The sequence below is a fragment of the Streptomyces sp. NPDC005281 genome (genome assembly GCF_040607495.1).
In the GTDB taxonomy this organism is placed as follows: domain Bacteria; phylum Actinomycetota; class Actinomycetes; order Streptomycetales; family Streptomycetaceae; genus Streptomyces.
Genome location: NZ_JBEXGX010000014.1, coordinates 193,342 through 214,330, shown reverse-complemented (window position 1 = coordinate 214,330; position 20,989 = coordinate 193,342). Strand labels below are relative to the sequence as shown.

General features: G+C 71.0%; 20 protein-coding genes and 1 tRNA gene. 4 read left to right on the top strand and 17 right to left on the bottom strand.

Annotation, left to right across the window (positions count from 1 at the left end; translation table 11 throughout):
• Positions 1–17: 17 nt before the first annotated feature.
• From yajC to pgsA, 11 genes are all read right to left on the bottom strand, one after another.
• The gene (gene yajC, locus ABZV42_RS21340; protein ID WP_356053109.1) at positions 18–536 is read right to left on the bottom strand and encodes a preprotein translocase subunit YajC; all 519 of its coding nucleotides are present in this window, start codon (positions 534–536) and stop codon (positions 18–20) included.
• Positions 537–702: 166 nt separating this feature from the next.
• Positions 703–1,797 (bottom strand): Holliday junction branch migration DNA helicase RuvB, encoded by a 1,095-nt coding sequence (gene ruvB / locus ABZV42_RS21335; RefSeq protein WP_355978215.1) that lies wholly within the window; start codon positions 1,795–1,797, stop codon positions 703–705.
• A gap of 93 nt (positions 1,798–1,890) precedes the next feature.
• Positions 1,891–2,502 carry a Holliday junction branch migration protein RuvA gene (gene ruvA / locus ABZV42_RS21330; protein WP_355978218.1) on the bottom strand — a complete coding sequence of 204 codons (612 nt, stop codon included), beginning with the start codon at positions 2,500–2,502 and terminating at the stop codon, positions 1,891–1,893.
• A complete protein-coding gene (gene ruvC, locus ABZV42_RS21325) occupies positions 2,499–3,104 on the bottom strand; it encodes a crossover junction endodeoxyribonuclease RuvC (protein WP_356053107.1) in 606 nt (201 codons plus the stop codon). The genes ruvA and ruvC overlap by 4 nt, the downstream gene beginning before the upstream one ends.
• 133 nt (positions 3,105–3,237) lie before the next feature.
• Positions 3,238–3,990, bottom strand: a complete 753-nt coding sequence (locus ABZV42_RS21320) for a YebC/PmpR family DNA-binding transcriptional regulator (RefSeq protein WP_355978224.1) — start codon at positions 3,988–3,990, stop codon at positions 3,238–3,240.
• Between the two features lie 76 nt (positions 3,991–4,066).
• Entirely contained in the window at positions 4,067–4,672 is a 606-nt protein-coding gene (pdxT, locus tag ABZV42_RS21315; protein ID WP_355978227.1) for a pyridoxal 5'-phosphate synthase glutaminase subunit PdxT, read from the bottom strand.
• 4 nt (positions 4,673–4,676) lie between these two features.
• Entirely contained in the window at positions 4,677–5,591 is a 915-nt protein-coding gene (pdxS, locus tag ABZV42_RS21310; RefSeq protein WP_355978230.1) for a pyridoxal 5'-phosphate synthase lyase subunit PdxS, read from the bottom strand.
• A 137-nt stretch (positions 5,592–5,728) separates the two neighbouring features.
• On the bottom strand, positions 5,729–6,274 hold the full coding sequence (locus ABZV42_RS21305; protein ID WP_355978232.1) for a hypothetical protein: 546 nt from the start codon (positions 6,272–6,274) through the stop codon (positions 5,729–5,731).
• Positions 6,275–6,633: 359 nt separating this feature from the next.
• Entirely contained in the window at positions 6,634–7,794 is a 1,161-nt protein-coding gene (locus ABZV42_RS21300) for a glycosyltransferase family 4 protein (protein ID WP_355978234.1), read from the bottom strand.
• Entirely contained in the window at positions 7,791–8,741 is a 951-nt protein-coding gene (locus tag ABZV42_RS21295) for a phosphatidylinositol mannoside acyltransferase (RefSeq protein WP_355978236.1), read from the bottom strand. The genes ABZV42_RS21300 and ABZV42_RS21295 overlap by 4 nt, the downstream gene beginning before the upstream one ends.
• Complete coding sequence (pgsA, locus tag ABZV42_RS21290) at positions 8,738–9,460, bottom strand: phosphatidylinositol phosphate synthase (protein ID WP_355978418.1); 723 nt, start codon at positions 9,458–9,460, stop codon at positions 8,738–8,740. The genes ABZV42_RS21295 and pgsA overlap by 4 nt, the downstream gene beginning before the upstream one ends.
• A gap of 244 nt (positions 9,461–9,704) precedes the next feature.
• On the opposite strand from pgsA, the gene ABZV42_RS21285 reads away from it, so the two are divergent.
• Positions 9,705–11,900 (top strand): elongation factor G-like protein EF-G2, encoded by a 2,196-nt coding sequence (locus ABZV42_RS21285; RefSeq protein WP_355978420.1) that lies wholly within the window; start codon positions 9,705–9,707, stop codon positions 11,898–11,900.
• A 288-nt stretch (positions 11,901–12,188) separates the two neighbouring features.
• Positions 12,189–13,856 (top strand): hypothetical protein, encoded by a 1,668-nt coding sequence (locus ABZV42_RS21280; protein ID WP_355978238.1) that lies wholly within the window; start codon positions 12,189–12,191, stop codon positions 13,854–13,856.
• 151 nt (positions 13,857–14,007) lie between these two features.
• On the opposite strand, the gene ABZV42_RS21275 is transcribed toward ABZV42_RS21280, so the two are convergent.
• On the bottom strand, positions 14,008–14,568 hold the full coding sequence (locus ABZV42_RS21275; RefSeq protein ID WP_103547824.1) for an HIT domain-containing protein: 561 nt from the start codon (positions 14,566–14,568) through the stop codon (positions 14,008–14,010).
• A gap of 67 nt (positions 14,569–14,635) precedes the next feature.
• On the opposite strand from ABZV42_RS21275, the gene ABZV42_RS21270 reads away from it, so the two are divergent.
• Positions 14,636–15,292 carry a potassium channel family protein gene (locus tag ABZV42_RS21270; RefSeq protein WP_355978240.1) on the top strand — a complete coding sequence of 219 codons (657 nt, stop codon included), beginning with the start codon at positions 14,636–14,638 and terminating at the stop codon, positions 15,290–15,292.
• Between the two features lie 78 nt (positions 15,293–15,370).
• Here ABZV42_RS21270 and thrS read toward each other — a convergent pair whose 3' ends face one another.
• The 3 genes from thrS to ABZV42_RS21255 form a co-directional block, all read right to left on the bottom strand.
• Positions 15,371–17,347: a threonine--tRNA ligase gene (thrS, locus tag ABZV42_RS21265; RefSeq protein WP_355978242.1), complete on the bottom strand. Its 1,977-nt coding sequence runs from the start codon at positions 17,345–17,347 to the stop codon at positions 15,371–15,373.
• Between the two features lie 225 nt (positions 17,348–17,572).
• Entirely contained in the window at positions 17,573–18,790 is a 1,218-nt protein-coding gene (locus ABZV42_RS21260; RefSeq protein ID WP_355978244.1) for a hypothetical protein, read from the bottom strand.
• Entirely contained in the window at positions 18,787–19,353 is a 567-nt protein-coding gene (locus ABZV42_RS21255) for a DUF4365 domain-containing protein (protein ID WP_037621207.1), read from the bottom strand. Before ABZV42_RS21255 ends, ABZV42_RS21260 begins: the two co-directional genes overlap by 4 nt.
• Positions 19,354–19,523: 170 nt before the next feature.
• Between ABZV42_RS21255 and ABZV42_RS21250 the strand changes: the two genes are divergently transcribed.
• A complete protein-coding gene (locus ABZV42_RS21250) occupies positions 19,524–20,249 on the top strand; it encodes a 3'-5' exonuclease (protein WP_356053105.1) in 726 nt (241 codons plus the stop codon).
• Positions 20,250–20,340: 91 nt separating this feature from the next.
• On the opposite strand, the gene ABZV42_RS21245 is transcribed toward ABZV42_RS21250, so the two are convergent.
• Together ABZV42_RS21245 and ABZV42_RS21240 are read right to left on the bottom strand one after the other, a co-directional pair.
• Positions 20,341–20,412 (bottom strand) — tRNA-Val (locus ABZV42_RS21245).
• A gap of 39 nt (positions 20,413–20,451) precedes the next feature.
• Positions 20,452–20,898 carry an SRPBCC family protein gene (locus tag ABZV42_RS21240; RefSeq protein ID WP_355978248.1) on the bottom strand — a complete coding sequence of 149 codons (447 nt, stop codon included), beginning with the start codon at positions 20,896–20,898 and terminating at the stop codon, positions 20,452–20,454.
• Positions 20,899–20,989 lie beyond the last annotated feature (91 nt).

The window sequence follows — 20,989 nt, the reverse complement described above, 5'->3', positions numbered from 1 at the left end:
GCGCTCCCGGTTCGTGACTACTTCGCCTCGGCCTCGCCGTCGGTCTTCTTCGGCTCCGCCTCGTCGACGTCGGCCTTGACGGCCTTCGCCTCGACGGCCTCGTCGGCCGGCTTGTCCGCCGCGTCCTTCTTGCCGAGGTCGAGGCGCTTGTCGTCGGAGGCGTCGGAAGAGGCGTCGGCGGCGGGCTCGTCGGTCTCGGTGAGGGAGGAGGCGTCGTCCGGCACGACACTGCCGTCGGCCTTCAGGTCGTGCTCGATCCCGTGGACGATGCGGTTGTACTCGTCGTCCGTGAGGACGGCGCCGATCGCGTTCTTCGCGAAGAGCAGGTCGACACCCGGAGCGGCGTCGAGGAGGACCGTCTCCTCGTTGACCTCCTTGACGGTGGCGTACATACCGCCGATCGTGCGCACGCCGGAGCCGGGCTGCAGGTCATTGCGCATGGAAGCCGCCTGCTGCTGCTTCTTCTTGGCCGACCGGGTCATCAGGAACATGGCCCCGATGAGCACGATGAACGGGAGGAGGGTCACTGGACTCACGGTCGGGACTTCCTTCTTCGACCGCACGTAGTGGTGAGCGGCCTGCTGGATGGGGGTATGTATGCCGTCGACATGGGCGGCATCGGCGGAGTCTAAGCGAGTCCGCACTCAGGGAACAACGCTCAGCATGGCACCGGGGTTCCTGCCCCGGTACGTACGCACGCCGTCACGCCCCGAACAGGTCCTCTTGTCCGTTTCCGCCGGCTGACCGGCGGGGCGGCGTGAGGCCGAGATGTACCCATGCCGCGGGTGTCGCCACCCGGCCACGGGGAGTGCGGGCGAGGAGCCCCTCCCGAACGAGGAAGGGTTCGGCGACCTCTTCCACCGTCTCACGCTCCTCCCCCACAGCGACAGCGAGTGTGGACAATCCGACAGGGCCGCCGCCGAAAAGCTTGATCAGCGCTTCGAGGACACCTCGGTCGAGCCGGTCCAGGCCCCGCGCGTCGACCTCGTAGACCTTCAGGGCCGCCTCGGCGATCTTCCGGGTGACGATCCCGTCCGCCCTGACCTGCGCGTAGTCGCGCACGCGGCGCAGCAGGCGGTTGGCGATACGGGGCGTGCCGCGGGAGCGGCCGGCGATCTCCGCGGCGCCCTCGGCGCCGATCTCGACGTCCAGGAGGCCCGCGGAGCGGTGGATGACGCGCTCCAGCTCGGCGGGCTCGTAGAACTCCATGTGCGCGGTGAACCCGAAGCGGTCGCGCAGCGGCGGGGGCAGCAGTCCGGCGCGTGTGGTGGCGCCGACCAGTGTGAACGGGGGCAGCTCCAGCGGGATGGCGGTGGCGCCGGGGCCCTTGCCGACGATGACGTCGACGCGGAAGTCCTCCATCGCCATGTACAGCATCTCCTCGGCGGGCCGGGACATGCGGTGGATCTCGTCGAGGAAGAGGACCTCGCCCTCCTGGAGGGAGGAGAGGATCGCGGCGAGGTCTCCGGCGTGCTGGATGGCGGGGCCGCTGGTGATGCGGATGGGGGCGCCCATCTCGGCCGCGATGATCATGGAGAGGGTGGTCTTGCCGAGACCGGGGGCGCCGGAGAGCAGCACGTGGTCGGCGGTGGCACCGCGCGCGCGTGCGGCGCGCAGGACCAGGTCGAGCTGTTCGCGGACCTTCTCCTGGCCGATGAACTCGTCCAGGTCCTTGGGGCGCAGCGCGGCCTCGACGGCCTGGTCCTCGCCGTCGGCGACCGATCCCACCAGCCGCTCCGCGGCGGGGCCGACGAGCCGCTCGTCGGCGGCTTCGTCTGTCGTGTCGTCCCAGTTCATCGGTGGTGCCTCGCGGTCTCGTGGTGGTGGGGCGGTCGGCGGGCGGGCGCGGGCCGCACCGGGGCACGTGCCCGGCCCGGGGGCCGGGGCCGGTCAGCGTGCGCGGTTCAGGGTCTGAAGGGCCGCCCTGAGGAGCTGGCCGACCTGCGGGGTTCCCTCGGCGGCCTCGGCCTGCGGGGCGACGGCGGAGACCGCCTCGTCGGCCTCGCGGGTCGCGTACCCGAGACCGACGAGTGCCGCGTGCAACTGGTCGCGCCAGCCCGTGGTGACCGCCGTGCCGATGGCCGGGCCGCCGGGGCCGAGGGGCTCGCCGAGCCGGTCCTTGAGGTCGAGCAGCAGCTTCTGGGCACCCTTCTTGCCGATGCCGGGGACGGCGATGAGGGCCTTCTCGTCACCGGTGGACATGGCTCGGCGCAGGGCGTCCGGGGTGTGCACGGCGAGCATCGCCTGGGCCAGGCGCGGGCCGACTCCGCTCGCGGTCTGGAGCAGTTCGAAGACCTGGCGCTCGTCGTCGTCGGCGAAGCCGTAGAGGGTGAGCGAGTCCTCGCGGACGACGAGGGAGGTGGCGAGTTTGGCCTGCTGTCCCGAGCGCAGCCCGGACAGCGTGTTGGGCGAGCACTGGACGGCGATGCCGATGCCGCCGACCTCGATCACGGCGGAGTCGGGGGCGAGGGCGGCGACCGGGCCGCTGACGAAGGCGATCATGCGGTACGGCCTTTCGATGCCTGTTGCGAGGTGCGTGCGGCGTGGGCGGCCGCGGCCTGCTGGAGTCTGTTCTGCGCGACGGCCCGGTCGGGGCCTATCCGGACGGCGGCCTGCTGAAGTCGGTTCTGGGCGGGGGCGCGCCAGATGTGGCAGATGGCGAGCGCGAGGGCGTCCGCCGCGTCGGCGGGCCTGGGCGGTGCGGAGAGCCGGAGCAGCCGGGTGACCATCGCGCCGACCTGCGCCTTGTCCGCGCGTCCGCTGCCGGTGACGGCGGCCTTGACCTCGCTCGGGGTGTGCAGTGCGACCGGGATGCCGCGGCGGGCCGCGCAGAGCATCGCGACGGCGCTGGCCTGGGCGGTGCCCATCACGGTCCGGACGTTGTGCTGGCTGAACACCCGCTCCACGGCGACGTACTCGGGTTCGTACTCGTCGAGCCACTGCTCGATGCCCTGCTCGACGGCGACCAGGCGCAGGCCCAGCTCGGCGTCCGCGGGGGTGCGTACGACTCCGACGCCGCACATAGTCAGGGGCCGCCCGGCGACTCCTTCGACCACCCCGACACCGCACCGGGTCAGCCCGGGGTCGACACCCAGCACCCGCACCCGGGCCCTCCTTCGATCGCGCCGCTCGTCGCTGGGGGTCTCCCCAGTTCGTGCAGGCTATCGGGTGCCACTGACAGAGCGACGGGCCGACGGGTGTGTCCCGTCGGCCCGTCGCTCCGGGCAAGCCCGTGGATCAGGCGTCGACCTTCTCCATGACCTCGTCGCTGACGTCGAAGTTGGCGAAGACGTTCTGCACGTCGTCGCTGTCCTCCAGGGCGTCGATCAGCTTGAAGATCTTCCGGGCGCCGTCCTCGTCGAGCTCGACCTGCATGGTCGGGACGAAGTTGGCGTCGGCGGAGTCGTAGTCGATGCCGGCGGCCTGGAGCGCGGTGCGCACCGCGACCAGGTCGGTGGCCTCGGAGAGGACCTCGAAGCTCTCGCCGAGGTCGTTCACCTCTTCGGCACCCGCGTCGAGCACGGCACCGAGGACATCGTCCTCGGACAGCTCACCCTTGGGGACGATGACGACGCCCTTGCGGTTGAAGAGGTACGAGACGGAGCCGGGGTCGGCCATGCTCCCGCCGTTGCGGGTCATGGCGACACGGACGTCCGAGGCCGCGCGGTTGCGGTTGTCGGTGAGGCACTCGATGAGCACGGCGACACCGCTCGGGCCGTAACCCTCGTACATGATGGTCTCGTAGTCGGCACCACCGGCTTCGAGACCGGCGCCGCGCTTGACGGCGGAGTCGATGTTCTTGTTCGGGACCGAGCTCTTCTTGGCCTTCTGGATGGCGTCGAACAGCGTCGGGTTGCCGGACACGTCGGCGCCGCCCGTGCGGGCCGCGACCTCGATGTTCTTGATCATCTTCGCGAAGAGCTTGCCGCGCTTGGCGTCGATCACGGCCTTCTTGTGCTTCGTCGTAGCCCATTTAGAGTGGCCGGACATCTGCCTGTCTCCTTCGCGTAACCCAACCTGTACGGACTCCCCCAGGCGTCGAGAGCCTTGGGAGACCCCACAGATCCTACAAGGACGCCGGTGTCCGGTTCGCGCGCACCATGTCGACGAACAGACCGTGCACACGGTGGTCGCCCGTCAGTTCCGGGTGGAACGACGTGGCGAGCACGTTTCCCTGGCGGACGGCGACGATGTGGCCGCCGTGCTCGGCGAGCACCTCGGCCTCGGCGCCCACGGACTCGACCCAGGGCGCGCGGATGAAGACGCCCTCCACAGGATCGCCCCCGACACCCAGGACGTCGACCGCCGCCTCGAAGGACTCGTTCTGCCGTCCGAAGGCGTTGCGGCGCACGATCATGTCGATGCCTCCGATGGTCTCCTGGCCCGAGCGCGGGTCGAGGATCTTGTCGGCGAGCATGATCATGCCGGCGCAGGTGCCGTAGACGGGCATGCCCTCGCGGACCCGCGCGCGCAGCGGCTCCATCACTCCGAAGAGGACGGCCAGCTTGGAGATGGTGGTGGACTCGCCGCCCGGGATGACCAGACCGTCGATCTCGGCGAGCTCCTCGGGGCGCCGCACCGGCCTGGCCACGGCGTCAGCCGAGGCCAGGGCGATGAGGTGCTCCCGTACGTCGCCCTGGAGAGCCAGGACACCAATGACAGGAGTGCTCATGTGACTACCAGCCGCGGTTGGCGTAGCGCTCGGTCTCGGGGAGGGTGTCGCAGTTGATGCCGACCATGGCCTCGCCGAGGTTGCGGGACGCGTCCGCGATGATCTTCGGGTCGTCGTAGAAGGTGGTGGCCTTCACGATGGCGGCGGCACGCTTGGCCGGGTCGCCGGACTTGAAGATGCCGGAGCCGACGAAGACGCCCTCGGCGCCGAGCTGGCGCATGAGCGCGGCGTCGGCGGGGGTGGCGACACCACCGGCGGAGAACAGCACGACCGGGAGCTTGCCGAGCTCGGCGACCTCCTTGACGATCTCGTACGGGGCGCGCAGCTCCTTGGCGGCGGCGTACAGCTCGTTGTTGTCGAAGCCGCGCAGGCGGGCGATCTCGTTCTTGATCTGGCGCAGGTGGCGGACGGCCTCGACGACGTTGCCGGTGCCGGCCTCGCCCTTGGAGCGGATCATGGCCGCGCCCTCGGCGATACGGCGCAGGGCCTCGCCCAGGTTGGTGGCGCCGCAGACGAAGGGGGTGGTGAACGCCCACTTGTCGGAGTGGTTGACCTCGTCGGCCGGGGTGAGGACCTCGGACTCGTCGATGTAGTCGACGCCGAGGGACTGGAGGACCTGGGCCTCGACGAAGTGGCCGATGCGGGACTTGGCCATGACCGGGATGGAGACCGCCTCGATGATCTCCTCGATCATGTTCGGGTCCGACATCCGGGCGACGCCGCCGTCCTTGCGGATGTCGGCGGGGACCCGCTCCAGGGCCATGACGGCCACGGCGCCGGCGTCCTCGGCGATCTTCGCCTGCTCGGCGTTGACCACGTCCATGATCACGCCGCCCTTGAGCTGCTCGGCCATGCCGCGCTTGACGCGGGCGGTACCGATCGCGGTGTTCTCGGCGGAGTTGGAGAGGGTGCTGGACACGGGTTGACCTCGCTCGGGGGGAAGAGGATTTCTGCAGCTCCGAGGAAACGCGAGGTGACCAGTCCACTGCAAGGGCCAATGGGTAGGCGGTGGATCGTTTTGGTTCCCACCTGCCCTTTTCCGCCGACCCGTGCACATCAGTTCGTCGGGCGGTCGGCCAGGGCCGTGGGGGGTTCGTCGTCCATCTCGAAGGCCATGGGGAACGGCGCGTGGCCCGCGAGGCGGAACCAGCGGACCTTGCGGTGCCGGCGCAGGGCGCGGGCAGCGCGTACGACGTCGTTGTGGAAGCGCCGCGCCATCGGCACCCGGCGCACGGCCTGGGCCAGCTCACCGGCCGCCTCGTCGCCGCCGGGCGCCTCGCGTACGGCCTCGACCTGCTGGGTCTCCCCGAACACCGCCCGCAGGGCCTGGCTCAGCTCGCTCTCGGCCACCTCGCGCTGCTCCTCCTCGGCCTGCCGGGCCGCGTGCGCCGCTTCGTAGAGGACGATCGAGGCGGCCGGGTCGAGCACCCCGGAGGTGGCCAGTTCCTGCGCGACGGAGGCCCTGCGCAGCAGCTGCGCGTCGAGGGCGGCGCGGGCGGCGTCGATACGGGAGTGCAGCCGGTCGAGACGCCCGGCGGTCCAGCTGAGGTAGAGGCCGATCGCGACGAGGCCGACGAGGATCCAGATGAGGGTTGCGGTCACGGGCGGCAAGGCTACCCGTGCGAGTTCCCGGCCCACCGGGGCCCACCCACGACCCGACCCGCCTCACCGGGGCCCACGCACGACCTGAACCGCACCACCGGGGATCGGGCCGCTCCTGGAGCCCTCACCTGGCACGCAAGGTCCGGACCCTCACGTTCCGGCCGTTCCCGGCGCGGATGGCCGGCGTCAGGGCGGTGAAACCGGTGCGGTGCCCCGCGCGGGAAGGGTCCCGTGCCGGACCGGCTCGGCGGGGCACCAGGACCCGCGCCGAGGCGCCGAACGGAGCCGACTCGGCCCGGTCCGAAGCCGACGCGGAACCGCCGTACGGGCCCGTCGGGCCCGGCGGGGGCGCGGGGACGTCAGTCGCGGGCGAGGCCGAAGCGGGCGCGGAGGCCCGTGCGTTCGTCCGTCGCCACCGCGGCGGCGCCGTCCGTCACCGTCTCGTACACGGCCAGGATGTCCGCGCCGACCGTCGACCAGTCGAAGCGCCGTACGTGCTCGCTCCCCCGCTCGCGCAGCACGGCCCGGCGTTCCGGGTCGGCGAGCAGGCGCAGCGCGGCGGCGGCCAGGTCGTCGGCGTCCTCGTTGGCGAACAGTTCACCCGCGGAGCCCTGGTCGAGGACCTGGGCGAACGCGTCGAGGTCCGCGGCGAGCACGGGCGCCCCAGCGGACATCGCCTCGACCAGGATGATCCCGAAGCTCTCGCCGCCCGTGTTGGGGGCGACGTAGAGGTCGATGCTGCGCAGGAAGCGGGCCTTGTCCTCGTCACTGACCATGCCGAGGAACTCGACGCGCGAGCGCATCTCGGCGGGCAGCGACGCCACGGCCTCCTTCTCGTCGCCGCGCCCGGCGACCAGCAGCCGCGTCTGCGGGCGTTCGGCCAGGATCGCGGGAAGGGCCTTCATGAGCACCGGCAGGCCCTTGCGGGGCTCGTCGATGCGGCCGATGAAGCCGATGGTGTCGCCCTGCCACTCGGGCTTGGGCTTGGCGCGGGCGAAGAAGTCGACGTCGACGCCGTTCGGGATGACGACCGCGTCACCGCCGAGGTGCTCGACCAGGGTGCGCCGGGCGTACTCGCTCACGGCGATCCGCGCGCTGATCTTCTCCAGGGCGGCCTGGAGGATCGAGTACGCGGCGACCATCGCCCTGGAGCGCGGGTTCGAGGTGTGGAACGTCGCGACGATCGGGCCCTGCGCCGCCCAGCAGGTCAGCAGGCCGAGCGAGGGCGAGGACGGCTCGTGGATGTGGACCACGTCGAAGGTGCCGTCGTGCAGCCAGCGCCGCACCCGGGCCGCCGACAGGAAGCCGAAGTTCAGCCGCGCCACCGAGCCGTTGTACGGCACCGGGACCGCGCGGCCCGCCGAGACGACGTACGGCGGCAGGGGTGTGTCGTCGTCCGCGGGGGCGAGGACGGAGACCTCGTGCCCCAGGCCGATGAGATGTTCGGCCAGATCGCGGATGTGGAACTGGACGCCGCCCGGGACGTCCCAGGAGTAGGGGCAGACGATGCCGATCCTCACGAGGCCCTCTTCTCGGGATCCTGCGCGCCGGACCCCTCATGGGGAGCCTTCCCGGCGTCCAGGTCCTTGAGCCACAAACGCTGCAACATGTGCCAGTCCTCCGGGTGCTCGGCGATGCCGTCGGCGAAGGCGTCGGCCAGCGCCTGTGTCATGACAGACGTCTTCTCGGCCCGGCTGCCTGTCCCGGGGACCTCGACGGGCGGATGCACCTGACCGCGCATCACGGGCGAGTCGTCGTACCAGAGCGTCACCGGCAGGAGGAGAGCGCCGGTCTGCTGGGCGAGCAGGGCGGGTCCCGCGGGCATCCGGGTCGTCTCGCCGAAGAACTCCACCTCGACGCCCGAGGCGGACAGGTCCCGTTCGGCGACCAGACAGATCAGTCCGCCGTCGCGCAGGCGCCGGGCCAGCGTGCCGAACGCGGTACCGCCGCTGTGCGGCAGGACCTCCATGCCGAGGCCCTCGCGATAGGCGACGAAACGGTCGTACAGCGATTCGGGCTTGAGGCGCTCGGCGACGGTCGTGAACGGCGTCTTCAGCCCGGTGGTGACCCAGGCGCCCGCGAGGTCCCAGTTCGCCATGTGCGGAAGCGCCAGGATGACGCCCCGGTCGGAGGCGATGCCGTCGGTGAGCCGGTGAACGTCCTTGATCTCGAAGCCGTTCGTCACCCGCTCCTCGCTCCACGCGGGCAGCCGGAACGACTCCATCCAGTAGCGCAGGTACGAGCGCATGCCCGCCCTGGAGAGCTCCGCGAGCCGCTCCGGCGTCGCGTCCGGCACCACGCGCGCGTAGTTGCCCTCCAGGCGCCGGACCCCCTTGCCGCGCCTCTTCCAGGCGATGTCGGCGATCGTGCGGCCGAGGCGCACGGCGACCGGCTCCGGCAGCTTCTTGACGGCGCTCCAGCCTGCGGCGTACGCACCGTCGACCAGCCTGTCCCGCAGGCTGGTCACGAGGTGGCCTCGCTGCCCTGGGCGGCGACCGCGGCGTCCGCCTCGGCGGCCTCCCGGCGGACCGTGACGACGCGCTGGATCAGCGTGACGAGGCTGCCGACGGCGACGATCCACAGCGCGATGGGCAGCAGCACCTGGATGCCGGGCACACCGAACGTGTGCAGGCCCGCCAGACCGGCCGCCACCAGCGAGATCACGAGCCGTTCGGCGCGTTCGACGAGGCCGTTGACCGCGACCGGCAGACCGATCGACTCGCCGCGGGCCTTGGTGTACGACACCACCTGGCCGCTGGCGAGACAGAAGATCGAGACCGCGCACAGGACGTTGTCGTCGCCGTTGCCCGCGTACCAGAGCGCGAAGCCGCCGAAGATCGCGCCGTCGGCGACCCGGTCGAGCGTGGAGTCCAGGAAGGCGCCCCAGCGGCTGGAGCGGCCGAGCTGGCGCGCCATGTTCCCGTCGACCAGGTCGGAGAACACGAACAGCGTGATGACGATCGTTCCCCAGAAGAACTCTCCCCGGGGGAAGAAGACCAGCGCGCCCGCCATGACTCCGGCCGTGCCCAGGAGGGTGACTGTGTCGGGGCTCACCCCCCGGCGGACGAGAAACGCGGCGAACGGTGTGAGGACACGCGTGAAGAATGCACGCGCGTACTTGTTCAGCATGGCCTTCCCGAGGGTAGGTGTCGCCGGGCGGCCCCTGCTGGCCGTCGGCTGGCCCATCGTAGCCACGCGTGCGCGTGTGCGATGTCCGGGCACCCGCGCCCCGTGTCACGACCCGGTGCCGTCGGTGTCACGGCGCGATCGCGTCCCCTGTATGGACGCCCGGTGACGCGAGTGCAAAGCTCGAAGACACCGCGGGCGTCACCGGGGCCGCCACCGCTGGGGTGCCCCCGGACGGAGTCTGGGGGGAGGCTTCGGCATGTCCCGCGCCACAGAGACCTCACCGTGCACGGGAGGCAAGGCCATGGGCGACAAGGCGAACGCACACCCCGGAGCCGCCGGCAGGGCTACGGCGGCCGACCACCCCGCATCCGTACGGAATGTGGTGCTGGTCGGCCACAGCGGATCGGGCAAGACGACTTTGGTGGAGGCTCTCGCGCTGACGGCGGGAGCCGTGAACCGGGCGGGCCGCGTGGAGGACGGCGGCACCGTTTCCGACTACGACGAGATCGAGCACCGGCAGCAGCGATCGGTGCAGCTCTCCCTGGTGCCCGTCGACTGGGACGGGCTCAAGATCAATCTTCTCGACACCCCCGGATACGCCGACTTCGTCGGGGAACTGAGGGCCGGTCTGCGAGCGGCGGACGCGGCCCTCTTCGTCGTCTCGGCCTCGGACGGGGTGGACGGCTCGACCCGGATGCTGTGGGAGGAGTGCGCGGCCGTCGGCATGCCACGGGCCATCGTGGTCACCCACCTCGAATCGGCCCGGTCTGACTTCGAGGGGATGACCTCGATCTGCGCGCAGGCGTTCGGCGGGGACGACCCCGACGCCGTACTGCCGCTGTACCTGCCGCTGCACGGGGCCGCGGCGCCGGACGGGCACGCGCCGGTGACCGGCCTGATCGGACTCCTCACCCAGCAGCTGTTCGACTACTCCTCCGGGGAACGCAAGGAGGCCGATCCGGGGCCCGAGCAGCAGCCGCTCATCGAGGCGGCCCGCAACCGGCTGATCGAGGGGATCATCGCCGAGAGCGAGGACGAGACGCTCATGGACCGCTATCTCGGCGGCGAGGAGATCGACCTCAGGACACTCGTGCAGGACCTGGAACGGGCCGTGGCCCGCGGCAGTTTCTTCCCGGTGCTGGCCGCGGCGCCCGCCGCGGAGGGAGCCCGCCAGGGGCTCGGCACCGTGGAACTCCTCGAACTGATCACGGGCGGCTTCCCGACCCCGCTGGAGCGCCCGGCGCCCACCGTGACCACACCGGACGGCGCGCCGCGCGAGGTGAAGGCCTGCGACCCGGACGGGCCGCTGGTCGCGGAGGTCGTGAAGACCGCCTCCGACCCGTACGTGGGCCGGGTGTCCCTGGTCCGGGTCTTCTCCGGGACCCTTCGCCCCGACGCGACCGTGCATGTCTCCGGGCACGGGCTGACCGACCGCGGACACGAGGACCACGACGTCGACGAGCGGATCGGCGCCCTGTCCGCGCCGTTCGGCAAACAGCAGCGCGCGCTCACCCACTGCATCGCGGGCGACCTCGCCAGTGTGGCGAAGCTGAACCGCGCCGAGACGGGAGACACCCTTTCGGCCAAGGACGACCCGCTGCTCATGGAGCCGTGGCAGATGCCGGACCCGCTGCTCCCGCTCGCCATCGAGGCGCACAGCAAGGCGGACGAGGACAAGCTCTCCCAGGGGCTCGGCCGGCTCGTGGCCGAGGACCCCACGATGCGCCTGGAACAGAATCAGAACACCCATCAGGTCGTCCTGTGGTGCCTGGGCGAGGCACACGCGGACGTCGCCCTGGAACGGCTGCGCAACCGCTACGGCGTGCAGGTCGACGTGGTCCCGCACAAGGTCTCCCTGCGCGAGACGTTCGCGGGCCCGTCCGCCGGACGCGGCCGCCATGTCAAACAGTCCGGCGGGCACGGCCAGTTCGCGATCTGCGAGATCGAGGTCGAACCGCTGCCGAACGGCTCGGGGATCGAGTTCGTGGACAAGGTCGTCGGAGGCGCCGTGCCCCGGCAGTTCATCCCCTCGGTCGAGAAGGGCGTGCGCGCGCAGGCGGCCAGGGGCGTGGTCTCCGGCTATCCGCTCATCGACGTACGGATCACGCTTCTGGACGGCAAGGCGCACTCGGTCGACTCCTCCGACGCCGCGTTCCAGACGGCGGGGGCGCTCGCGCTGCGCGAGGCGGCCCGCGACGCCACGATCCATCTCCTGGAGCCGGTGGCGGAGGTGACGGTCCTGGTCGGCGACGACTACGTGGGCCCGGTGATGAGCGATCTGTCGGGACGACGCGGCCGGGTGGTCGGCACCGAGCAGGCGGCCGGCGGGCGCACGCTCGTACGCGCCGAGGTGCCGGAGATCGAGATCGGGCGGTACGCCGTCGATCTGCGGTCCGTCTCGCACGGCACCGCGCGCTTCGACCGGTGCTACGCCCGGCACGAACCCATGCCGCAGAACATCGCCGAGCGGCTCCGCGAACAGGACCCCGGAACCTGAGTGCCGGGCTGCTCCGGGCACTTCACCCCCGTCGGTGAGCGACTTCATCCCTCGGTGAGCAACTTCGTTCGCCGGTGGGGGACTTCATCCGTGGGCGGGCTGCTTCATTCGCCGGTGGGGGACCTCATCCGTCGGTGGGCGGCTTCATTCGCCGGTGGGCGGCTTCGGCCGTCCGCCGACGAATGCCGGCCGCGGCCGATACTCTGAGAACTGATCAAGACGAAGACCTGATCAACAGGTGTGCCGGACACCGAAGTCGGGAAAGCCGCAGGAGCGGGTGCGGCGGCGATGGGGGCGGAAGTGGCATTCGACGGTTTCGATTTCACTCCCGGGGCGCAGGTGCCGCTCACGGGCTCCGCGGGGCAGACGGCGGCGACGTTCGCCCTGGCCTCGGCGGCGTACCGCGACAGTCCGATGACGGAGATCCTCAAGGCCGACAACGAATGGCACCAGTCCACGGTGAAGGCCGGCCGGATCAAGCTGTTCGCGCCGAATCTCGGGGAGGCCTTCGCGGGGGCCGTCACGGCCCGCATGCTGGGCGCGGGCCGCGCTCCGCTGATCCAGTCCTTCGGCACCGAGCCGCAGGTCATCGTGGAGCACTGTCTCGCGGCGACCAACATCCGCCGGGAGCGCGACAATTGGCTGTCGGCCGTCATGGTGCTGTGCGGGCTGCTGTTCCTGCCCGGACTGCTGGTGTGGCTGATGGTCTTCCAGATCCGTACGCAGATCGCCAAACGCGCGGACAAGCGGGGCTCCGCGCTCGGCACCACGCTCCTGTTCGCCGTCGGCGCCCTGGCCGTCCTGTTCCTCGTCCGCATGCCGTTCACCGGCTTCTGGGCCTGGTACGCGCGCGCCGCGGTGGTCCTCCCCGTCGTCGGCTGGCTGTGGGCGAAGCAGATCTGCGAGCGCACCGCCAAGGATCTGCGCGGGCGCTGGGACAGCCTGCTGTCGGGCGGCGGCATCGGTGCCAAGATTCCCGAGGCGGTCCCCGGCAGCCCCGGTGAGACGGCGGCGGAGCAACTGCGCCAGTCGCTCGCCAGGCTCACCGCCGAGCAGCAGTCCAACTCGGTCTTCTACGCGGGCCCCAAGGGCATACTGGGCATGGGCACCCGCTGGGGCAGCTGGCAGCTCGCCGAGGACCTGGTGGCGGTGGACGCGAAGAAGGAGATCCACCCGTTCCGCAGCTGGGACGTCATCCGCAACATCCACGACAAGCTGCGCATGCTGGAGCGCGGTCCGCTCAACACCGGTGGTTTTCCGGCGCCTTCGATAAAGCACTGGATCGTCACGCCGATCGGCGAGAACGCGAAGACGGTGTCCCGGCCGGGCGGCACGGATGTGGACGCCTACACGATCAAGACGCACGCGGTGCAGGACATCTGCAACAAGCAGCAGTTCGGCAGCGGGGACCGGCACTATCTCGGGGTCCAGTGGACGCTCTGGGACGGCCAGTTGATCATCACCATGATGATCACGGTGACCGTGCTGCACCAGACGCTGCGCATCGAGGTGACGGGGCATGCGCTGGGGCCGGTGAATCCGCTGTTCACCAGCAAGCCGGAGGCCCCCACCAAGGAGGTCGCCAAGACCGTCAAGTTCTGGGAGACCCGCAAGGTGAGCCTGCCGCTGGTCACCGCGGACGAGGTCGTACGGCTCGCCGCGCGGGCGCCCCTGACCTGGTATCCGCCGCTGCTGAACTGGGTCGGCGGGAGCCTCGGGCTGCCCGAGCCGTTCGGGCTCCGGCACGCCTGGGCCGATCAGCCGTGGCGGCACCGCTTCATGGCTGACGACGCGCTGCGGGCCGCCACGCCCGTGCTGCGCGTGGTGCACTCGGCGGCGATCAAGGTCCTGGAGGAGAACGGCGTCGACACGGAGAAGTTCGGCAACCGCTCGGCGTTCCTCAGCACCTCGGTGCAGGACCCCTCACCGCGCAAGGCCGACGTGTACGACGCGTAGCCGCACGGCCGCCGGACCCGGGGCCGGGGCGCACGTGCCCCGGACAGGGCCGCGTGCGTCCGCCCCGGCGCCGGGGCGGACGAGTGTTCCCCGGTGCGTACCGGCGGACGGGGCGCCCGGTGTGGGGCGCCCCGGAACCGCCTGCGCCGTGCTACGCGGTGGGCCAGGCCTCCGCCAGCATCTTGCGGGTGTCCGCGAGGAGCTGCGGCAGGACCTTGGTGTGGCCGACGACCGGCATGAAGTTGGTGTCGCCGCCCCAGCGGGGCACGATGTGCTGGTGCAGATGGGCGGCGATGCCGGCGCCCGCGACCGTTCCCTGGTTCATGCCGATGTTGAAGCCGTGGGCGCCGGAGGCGGTGCGCAGGGCGGTCATGGCCTGCTTGGTCAGCTCGCCGAGCTCGGCGGTCTCCGGCCCGGTGAGGTCCGTGTAGTCGGCGACGTGCCGGTAGGGCACGACCATCAGGTGGCCGCCGTTGTACGGGTAGAGGTTGAGCACCGCGTACACGTGCTCCCCGCGCCGGACGATCAGCCCGTCCTCGTCGGACTTGGCCGGTATCGAGCAGAACGGACAACCGTCGTCGGCCCCCGGGCCCGTGGGCTTGTTCTCGCCCTGGATGTAAGCCATCCGGTGGGGCGTCCAAAGGCGCTGGAACGCGTCCTGCGTTCCCACTCCGATCTGCTGCTCCGGCTCACTCGTCATGTGTTGCAGCATATTGCTTCGCCCGTTCGCGGCGTGTCGGCGGGTGCCGGGCAAAGCGGCCTGCGGCCAAGCTGTGGCCATGGACGACGACAGCCCGATGGCCCGCTGGGAGCGCCGCACCGAGGTACCGCTGGCGGTCGGGTCGCTGCTGTTCCTCTCCGCGTACGCGGTGCACGTGCTGGCGCACGATCTGCCCCCGGAGGGACGCGATGTGTGCCTCTCCGTGATCGCGGCCACCTGGGCGGCGTTCCTCGTCGACTATCTGATGCTCTGGCGGCTGAGCGGACAGGGCCTGCGCTTCGTCCGGAGCCACCTGCTGGACACCGTGGTCCTGATCCTGCCGCTCCTGCGGCCGCTGCGGGTCGTCAAGCTCTACGACGCCGTGCTGCGGCACCGCGGGGAGCCCCGACTCCCGCTGTACGCACGAGTGATCTTCTACGCGAGCATCTCGGTCCTGCTGCTCGGCTTCTCGGGTGCCCTCGCCGTCTACCAGGCCGAGTACCGGGCGCCGCACGCGACGATCGTCACCTTCGGGGACTCGGTGTGGTGGGCGGCGTCCACGCTCGCGACCGTCGGGTACGGGGACGTGACGCCGGTGACGCCGAGGGGGCGGACGATCGCTGTCGCCATGATGGCGTGCGGCCTCGGGCTGCTCGGCGCGGTGACGGGGTCCTTCTCCTCGTGGCTGTTGCAGGTGTTCTCGCGCGAGGGCGACGAGAAGCCCCCGGGGAGCTGAGCTCCCCGGGGGCTTCGGGCTCCGACGGGCCGCGCCGATCGGCGCGGCTCGGATCGGATCAGGTCGGATCAGGTCGGATCAGATCTGGGCACGCTCCTCGACGACCTTCGCGATCTTGGCGATGGCCTCGTCGAGGGGGATGCCGTTCTCCTGCGAGCCGTCGCGGTAGCGGAAGGAGACGGCGCCGGCCGCCATGTCCTCGTCGCCCGCGATGACCATGAAGGGCACCTTCTGCTTCTGCGCGTTGCGGATCTTCTTCTGCATACGGTCCGAGGAGGCGTCCACCTCGACGCGCAGGCCCTTCTTGCGGGCCTCGGCGGCGAACTTCTGGAGGTACTCCACGTGCGCGTCGCCGATCGGGATGCCGATCGCCTGGACGGGCGCGAGCCAGGCCGGGAACGCGCCCGCGTAGTGCTCGAGGAGCACGGCGAAGAACCGCTCGATGGAACCGAAGAGCGCGCGATGGATCATGACCGGGCGCTGCTTCGAGCCGTCGGGGCCGGTGTACTCCAGGTCGAAGCGCTCGGGCAGGTTGAAGTCGAGCTGCACGGTCGACATCTGCCAGGTGCGGCCGATGGCGTCCTTCGCCTGCACGGAGATCTTCGGGCCGTAGAAGGCGGCGCCGCCCGGGTCCGGGACCAGCGGGAGACCCTGCTTCTCGGCGACCTGGCGCAGCGTCTCGGTGGCCTCCTCCCAGATCTCGTCCGAGCCGACGAACTTCTCCGGGTCCTTGGTGGACAGCTCGAGGTAGAAGTCGGTGAGGCCGTAGTCGCGCAACAGGTTCAGGACGAAGGTGAGCGTCTTGTCGAGCTCGTCCGCCATCTGCTCCTTGGTGCAGTAGATGTGCGCGTCGTCCTGCGTGAAGCCCCGGGCGCGGGTCAGGCCGTGCACGACGCCCGACTTCTCGTACCGGTACACGGTCCCGAACTCGAAGAGACGCAGCGGCAGTTCACGGTACGAGCGGCCGCGCGCGTCGAAGATCAGGTTGTGCATCGGGCAGTTCATGGGCTTGAGGTAGTAGTCCACGCCCTCGTCGAGCTGCATGGGCGGGTACATGCCGTCGGCGTACCAGTCCAGGTGGCCCGAGGTCTCGAAGAGCTTCCCCTTGGTGGCGTGCGGGGTGTAGACGAACTCGTAGCCCTCCTCCTCGTGCCGGCGGCGCGAGTAGTCCTCCATGACCCGGCGGATGATGCCGCCCTTGGGGTGGAAGACAGCGAGGCCGGAGCCGATCTGCTCCGGGATGGAGAACAGGTCCAGCTCGTTGCCCAGCTTGCGGTGGTCGCGCTTCTCGGCCTCGGCGAGGAACTCGAGGTGCGCCTTCAGCTCCTCCTTGGAGGGCCAGGCGGTGCCGTAGATGCGCTGGAGCATGGGGTTCTTCTCGCTGCCGCGCCAGTACGCGGCGGCGTTGCGCATCAGCTTGAACGCCGGGATGTTGCGGGTGGTGGGCAGGTGGGGACCGCGGCAGAGGTCCTTCCAGCACAGCTCGCCGGTCTTGGCGTCGAGGTTGTCGTAGATGGTCAGCTCGCCGCCGCCCACCTCGACGTCCGCGCCGTCGGCCGAGGACGCGGAGCCCTTGATGCCGATGAGCTCCAGCTTGTACGGCTCGGCCGCGAGCTCCTCGCGGGCGTCCTCGTCGGTGACGACGCGGCGGGAGAAGCGCTGTCCGCGCTTCTGGATCTCCTGCATCTTCTTCTCGACGGCCTTGAGGTCCTCGGGGGTGAAGGGCTTCTCGACGTCGAAGTCGTAGTAGAAGCCGTCCTTGACCGGCGGGCCGATGCCCAGCTTGGCGTCGGGGAAGAGCTCCTGCACGGCCTGGGCCATGACGTGCGCGGTGGAGTGGCGCAGGATGTTCAGGCCGTCCTCGGAGGAGATCTCGACCGGCTCGACCTCCTCGCCGTCCTTCACCTCGTAGGCGAGGTCCTTCAGCTCGCCGGCCACGCGGGCCGCGACGACGGTGCGCTCGCCGGGGAAGAGGTCGGCGGCCGTAGTGCCCGTCGTCACCACGCGCTCTTCCCGCTCGGAATCGCGTTGGATGATCACACGGACGTCTGACACCGGTCTCTCCTGACTGAAGGGGTCCCACACCACATACGGCATGGCGGGGCAATGCCCCGAATCCTACCGAGCCCCGGGTCCCCTCCGCGAAACGGTTATGGACTCGGCGCCCCGGCCCGCGCCGCGGCCAAGCCCGGGCCCCCGCCGCCCGCACGCCCTGCCCTCGCCGCGGGCGCGCCCGGCTCTCGCCGCGGGCACGCCCCGGTCCCCCGCCGCTCGCGCGCCTCAGTCCTCGCTGCACGCCTCCTCGAAGAAGTCCAGATTCTCCTGGAGCGACTTCATCAGCCGGTCCCGTTCGGCCTCGTCCACCTGGACGGGTACGACCCCGGTGGCGTCGGTGAGCCTGCGGAAGCCGCCGCGGCTCTCCAGGCGGCCGTGCACCCGGACCGGCAGCCCGACCAGATGGGCCTGGCCCGCTATCCGGTACGCCTCCTCGTCCAGGGTCATCCGCACGTGCGGGACCTCGGCGCCCGCGAGGACCCGCAGCCGTACCGTGCCCGCCCCGCGCGGACCCGACCTGCGCATCCGGACCACGGCACCGGTGAGCCGCACCGGCACGGACGGCTCCTCGCGCAGATAGCGCGCCCCGGCCCCGCGCAGCACGGGCAGGTCGCCGGGCGAGAACTCGACGGGCTCGGCGGGGTTCGCGCCGCCTTCGGGGACGCCCGCGGCGGGCGACCACTCGACGGTGATCCGGGCGCCCTCGGTGCCCCGGACGAGGGCCACCAGGGCTTCCATGAGTTCATGGCTGACGCCCGCCTCCACGGCCGCGTCGAAGGCGTCCATGCCGCCGGTGGCCCGCTGGTAGTCGATGGCCTCGCGGGCGGCGCACAGCGCCTCGTGCAGGCGTACGGCGAGCGGCCGGCCGGTGGTGACGGGCACGAAGGCGGTGAGACCGCGGCCGCCCGGTTCCGCGCCCACCAGGACGTTCTCCAACGAAGCGGAGGCCGCCCTGCGGTGCCGGGCGCCGTAATAGCCGGCACGCGCGCGTGCGGCGAGCGCCCCGGCGAGCAGCATCTGGCGGGCGGCCCCGCGCGTCTGCTCCTCGACGGTCCAGGGCGCCGCGCCCACGGGACCGGTCGGCACGTCCCGCCACCAGCGGATCTCGTCACTGGGCACGGCGAGGGCGAGCAGCACGTCACGCGCGGACGGGGAGGCGCTGCGGGAAAGCGCTACGAGGGCCTCGCCGAGGAGGTCGTCGCTGTCGGGGAAGGCCCGGTTCTCCGGCACCAGCAGGCTGGTGCCGGCGCCCCCGGGCCCGGGTGGGGTCCACCGGCCGTACCGACCGGGCGCTCCCCCGCGGCGCTGCCAGCCGTGGCGCCGCAGCAGCGCGCCCAGAACCGCCGGGTCCACCTGGTCGGGGGCCGGCGGATCGTCCCAGAAGGCTTCTGCGGGGTGCGGCCTGACCGGCCGCAGTACCTCGTCGATGGGGCGGTGTGTCATGGTCTGCCTCCCGTCCCGACCCTCGTCATGATCTCGCACAGGGCCCGGTCGTCGAAGATCCGGGCCGTCGGGATCCGGACGGTGGTCCGGCGCCGGCCCGTGATGGCGTGTCCGGCGAGGTTGATCCAGTAGCAGCAGTGCCGCAGGTCGAGCCGGTCGTGGCTGGCGCGCAGCCAGTCGTCCTGGGATCTGGGCACGAGCATCACGACCAGGATCTTGTGCACCGAGACCGGGGTCCGCGCGAGCTTCGCCAGGTGCTCGTTGTCGAGCGTGAAGGAGAAGGCGGGCCCCGGGGGGTTGGGCGGGATCTGGTACGTGCACTTGAGCTGCACCTTGATGGTGACTTCGTCGTCGACCGTGTGCCCGGGGGCGCTGTGGCTGACGTGCCAGTCGATGCCGTTGTCGGGAAACGGCTGGGACAGTGAACAGCCGGCGGCCGCCGCGACGGCGTGCAAGTAGCCCACCTGCAAGGTCTCCATGCAGGCGGTGGTGGCGAGCGATCCGCGATGGGGTGCCGTCCGCTGGGGCAGCAGCCCGCCCCGTTCGGGCTGCGCGAGTGCCATGAGTCCAACAGCCTTCCAGGCTTGATGTATCCCCGCGACGGGCCGCTGAACTGCAAAGACCCGTACCTCTGTTGTCTCCTTCCGGCGTACGGCGCAAACAGCCCGGGTATCACCAAACTGGCAGAAGACGGTGCGTCAGCTGCCGTGGGTGAACGAGGAGTTGTGTGCGTATGACGTGCTGGTACGAGGGCCCTTTGGCCGCGTTCGACACGGAGACCACGGGCGTGGACGTCGAGACCGACAGGATCGTGTCGGCCGCCGTCGTGGTCCAGGACGCCCCGGGTTCCCGTCCGCGGGTGACCCGGTGGCTGGTGAACCCGGGAGTGCCGGTGCCCGCAGGGGCCACGGCGGTGCACGGGCTCACGGACGAACATCTTCAGCGCAACGGCCGCTGGCCGTCGCCCGTCATGGAGGAGATAGCCCGGGAGCTGAGTGAACAGGCCACGGCCGGCCGGCCGCTGGTGGTGATGAACGCCCCGTTCGATCTGACGCTGCTGGACCGGGAGTTGCGCAGGCATCGCGCCTCGTCCCTCGACCACTGGTTCGAGGCGGCGTCGCTGCGCGTGCTCGATCCCCGCGTCCTCGACAAGCATCTGGACCGCTATCGCAAGGGCCGTCGCACCTTGACGGATCTGTGCGCGCACTACGAAGTGACGCTGGAGGGCGCGCACGACGCGGCGGCCGACGCGCTGGCCTCGATGGAGGTGGTCCGTGCGGTGGGGCGCCGTTTCTCGGCCCGGCTCGACCGGTTGTCGCCTTCCGAGCTGCACACGCTCCAGTCGGTGTGGCACGCGGCGCAGGCGCGCGGGCTCCAGGCCTGGTTCGCGCGCAGTGGTACACCGGAGGCGGTCGATCCGGCGTGGCCGCTGCGCCCGGATCTGCCCGCGGCGGCCTGAACGGGCGCGACACCGGCGGCGGCCCGACCCGCCGCGCGCCGGGGGCACAACGAAAAACCGGTCCGTCAACGACGGACCGGTCTTCTCCGGGTGGGCGATACTGGGTTCGAACCAGTGACCTCTTCGGTGTGAACGAAGCGCTCTCCCACTGAGCTAATCGCCCGGGAACGGACTGAACCATACAGGTCCCGGCGGGTGGGGTTCAAACCGCTTGGAGGTGAGCCCTCAGTCCACGTCGTCCCGCGCGCATCATCAGGGCGTGGTTGGCGCGGAAGAAGGGGCGTCCCGGCACGGCGAGCCGCCGGAGCAGTGGCGTGGTGACCTGCACCTCCTGGTCGTAGCGGGCGAGGGTTCCCGGGCCGGCCGCGGTGAGGGTCCAGCGTGCCCAGCCGTCGAGATCGCCCGACATCCGCATCTCCAGGACACCGGCCCGTGGGTCCCGGCGCGCCGCGCGGGCGGTGATGGTGATGTCGTACGGCAGGACCGAGCGGATCCGGATGACGCCGGTGTGTTCGTCGACGGGGGTCACCTCGCGGACCTGGGGCCACCAGCGCGGGTAGGTCTCGGCCTGTTCCAGGAGCGGGTAGACGTCCGCCGGGGGTGCGGGCAGCTCCCACACGGTGCGGAAACGGTAGTGGGTCCAGTCCATGGGCCGAGTGTGCCCAAGGCGGCGCGGCGGCGGAAGTACCGGCAGCGCATGTGCGCCGGGATGAGTACGGCGTGAGTACGCGCACTCAGGT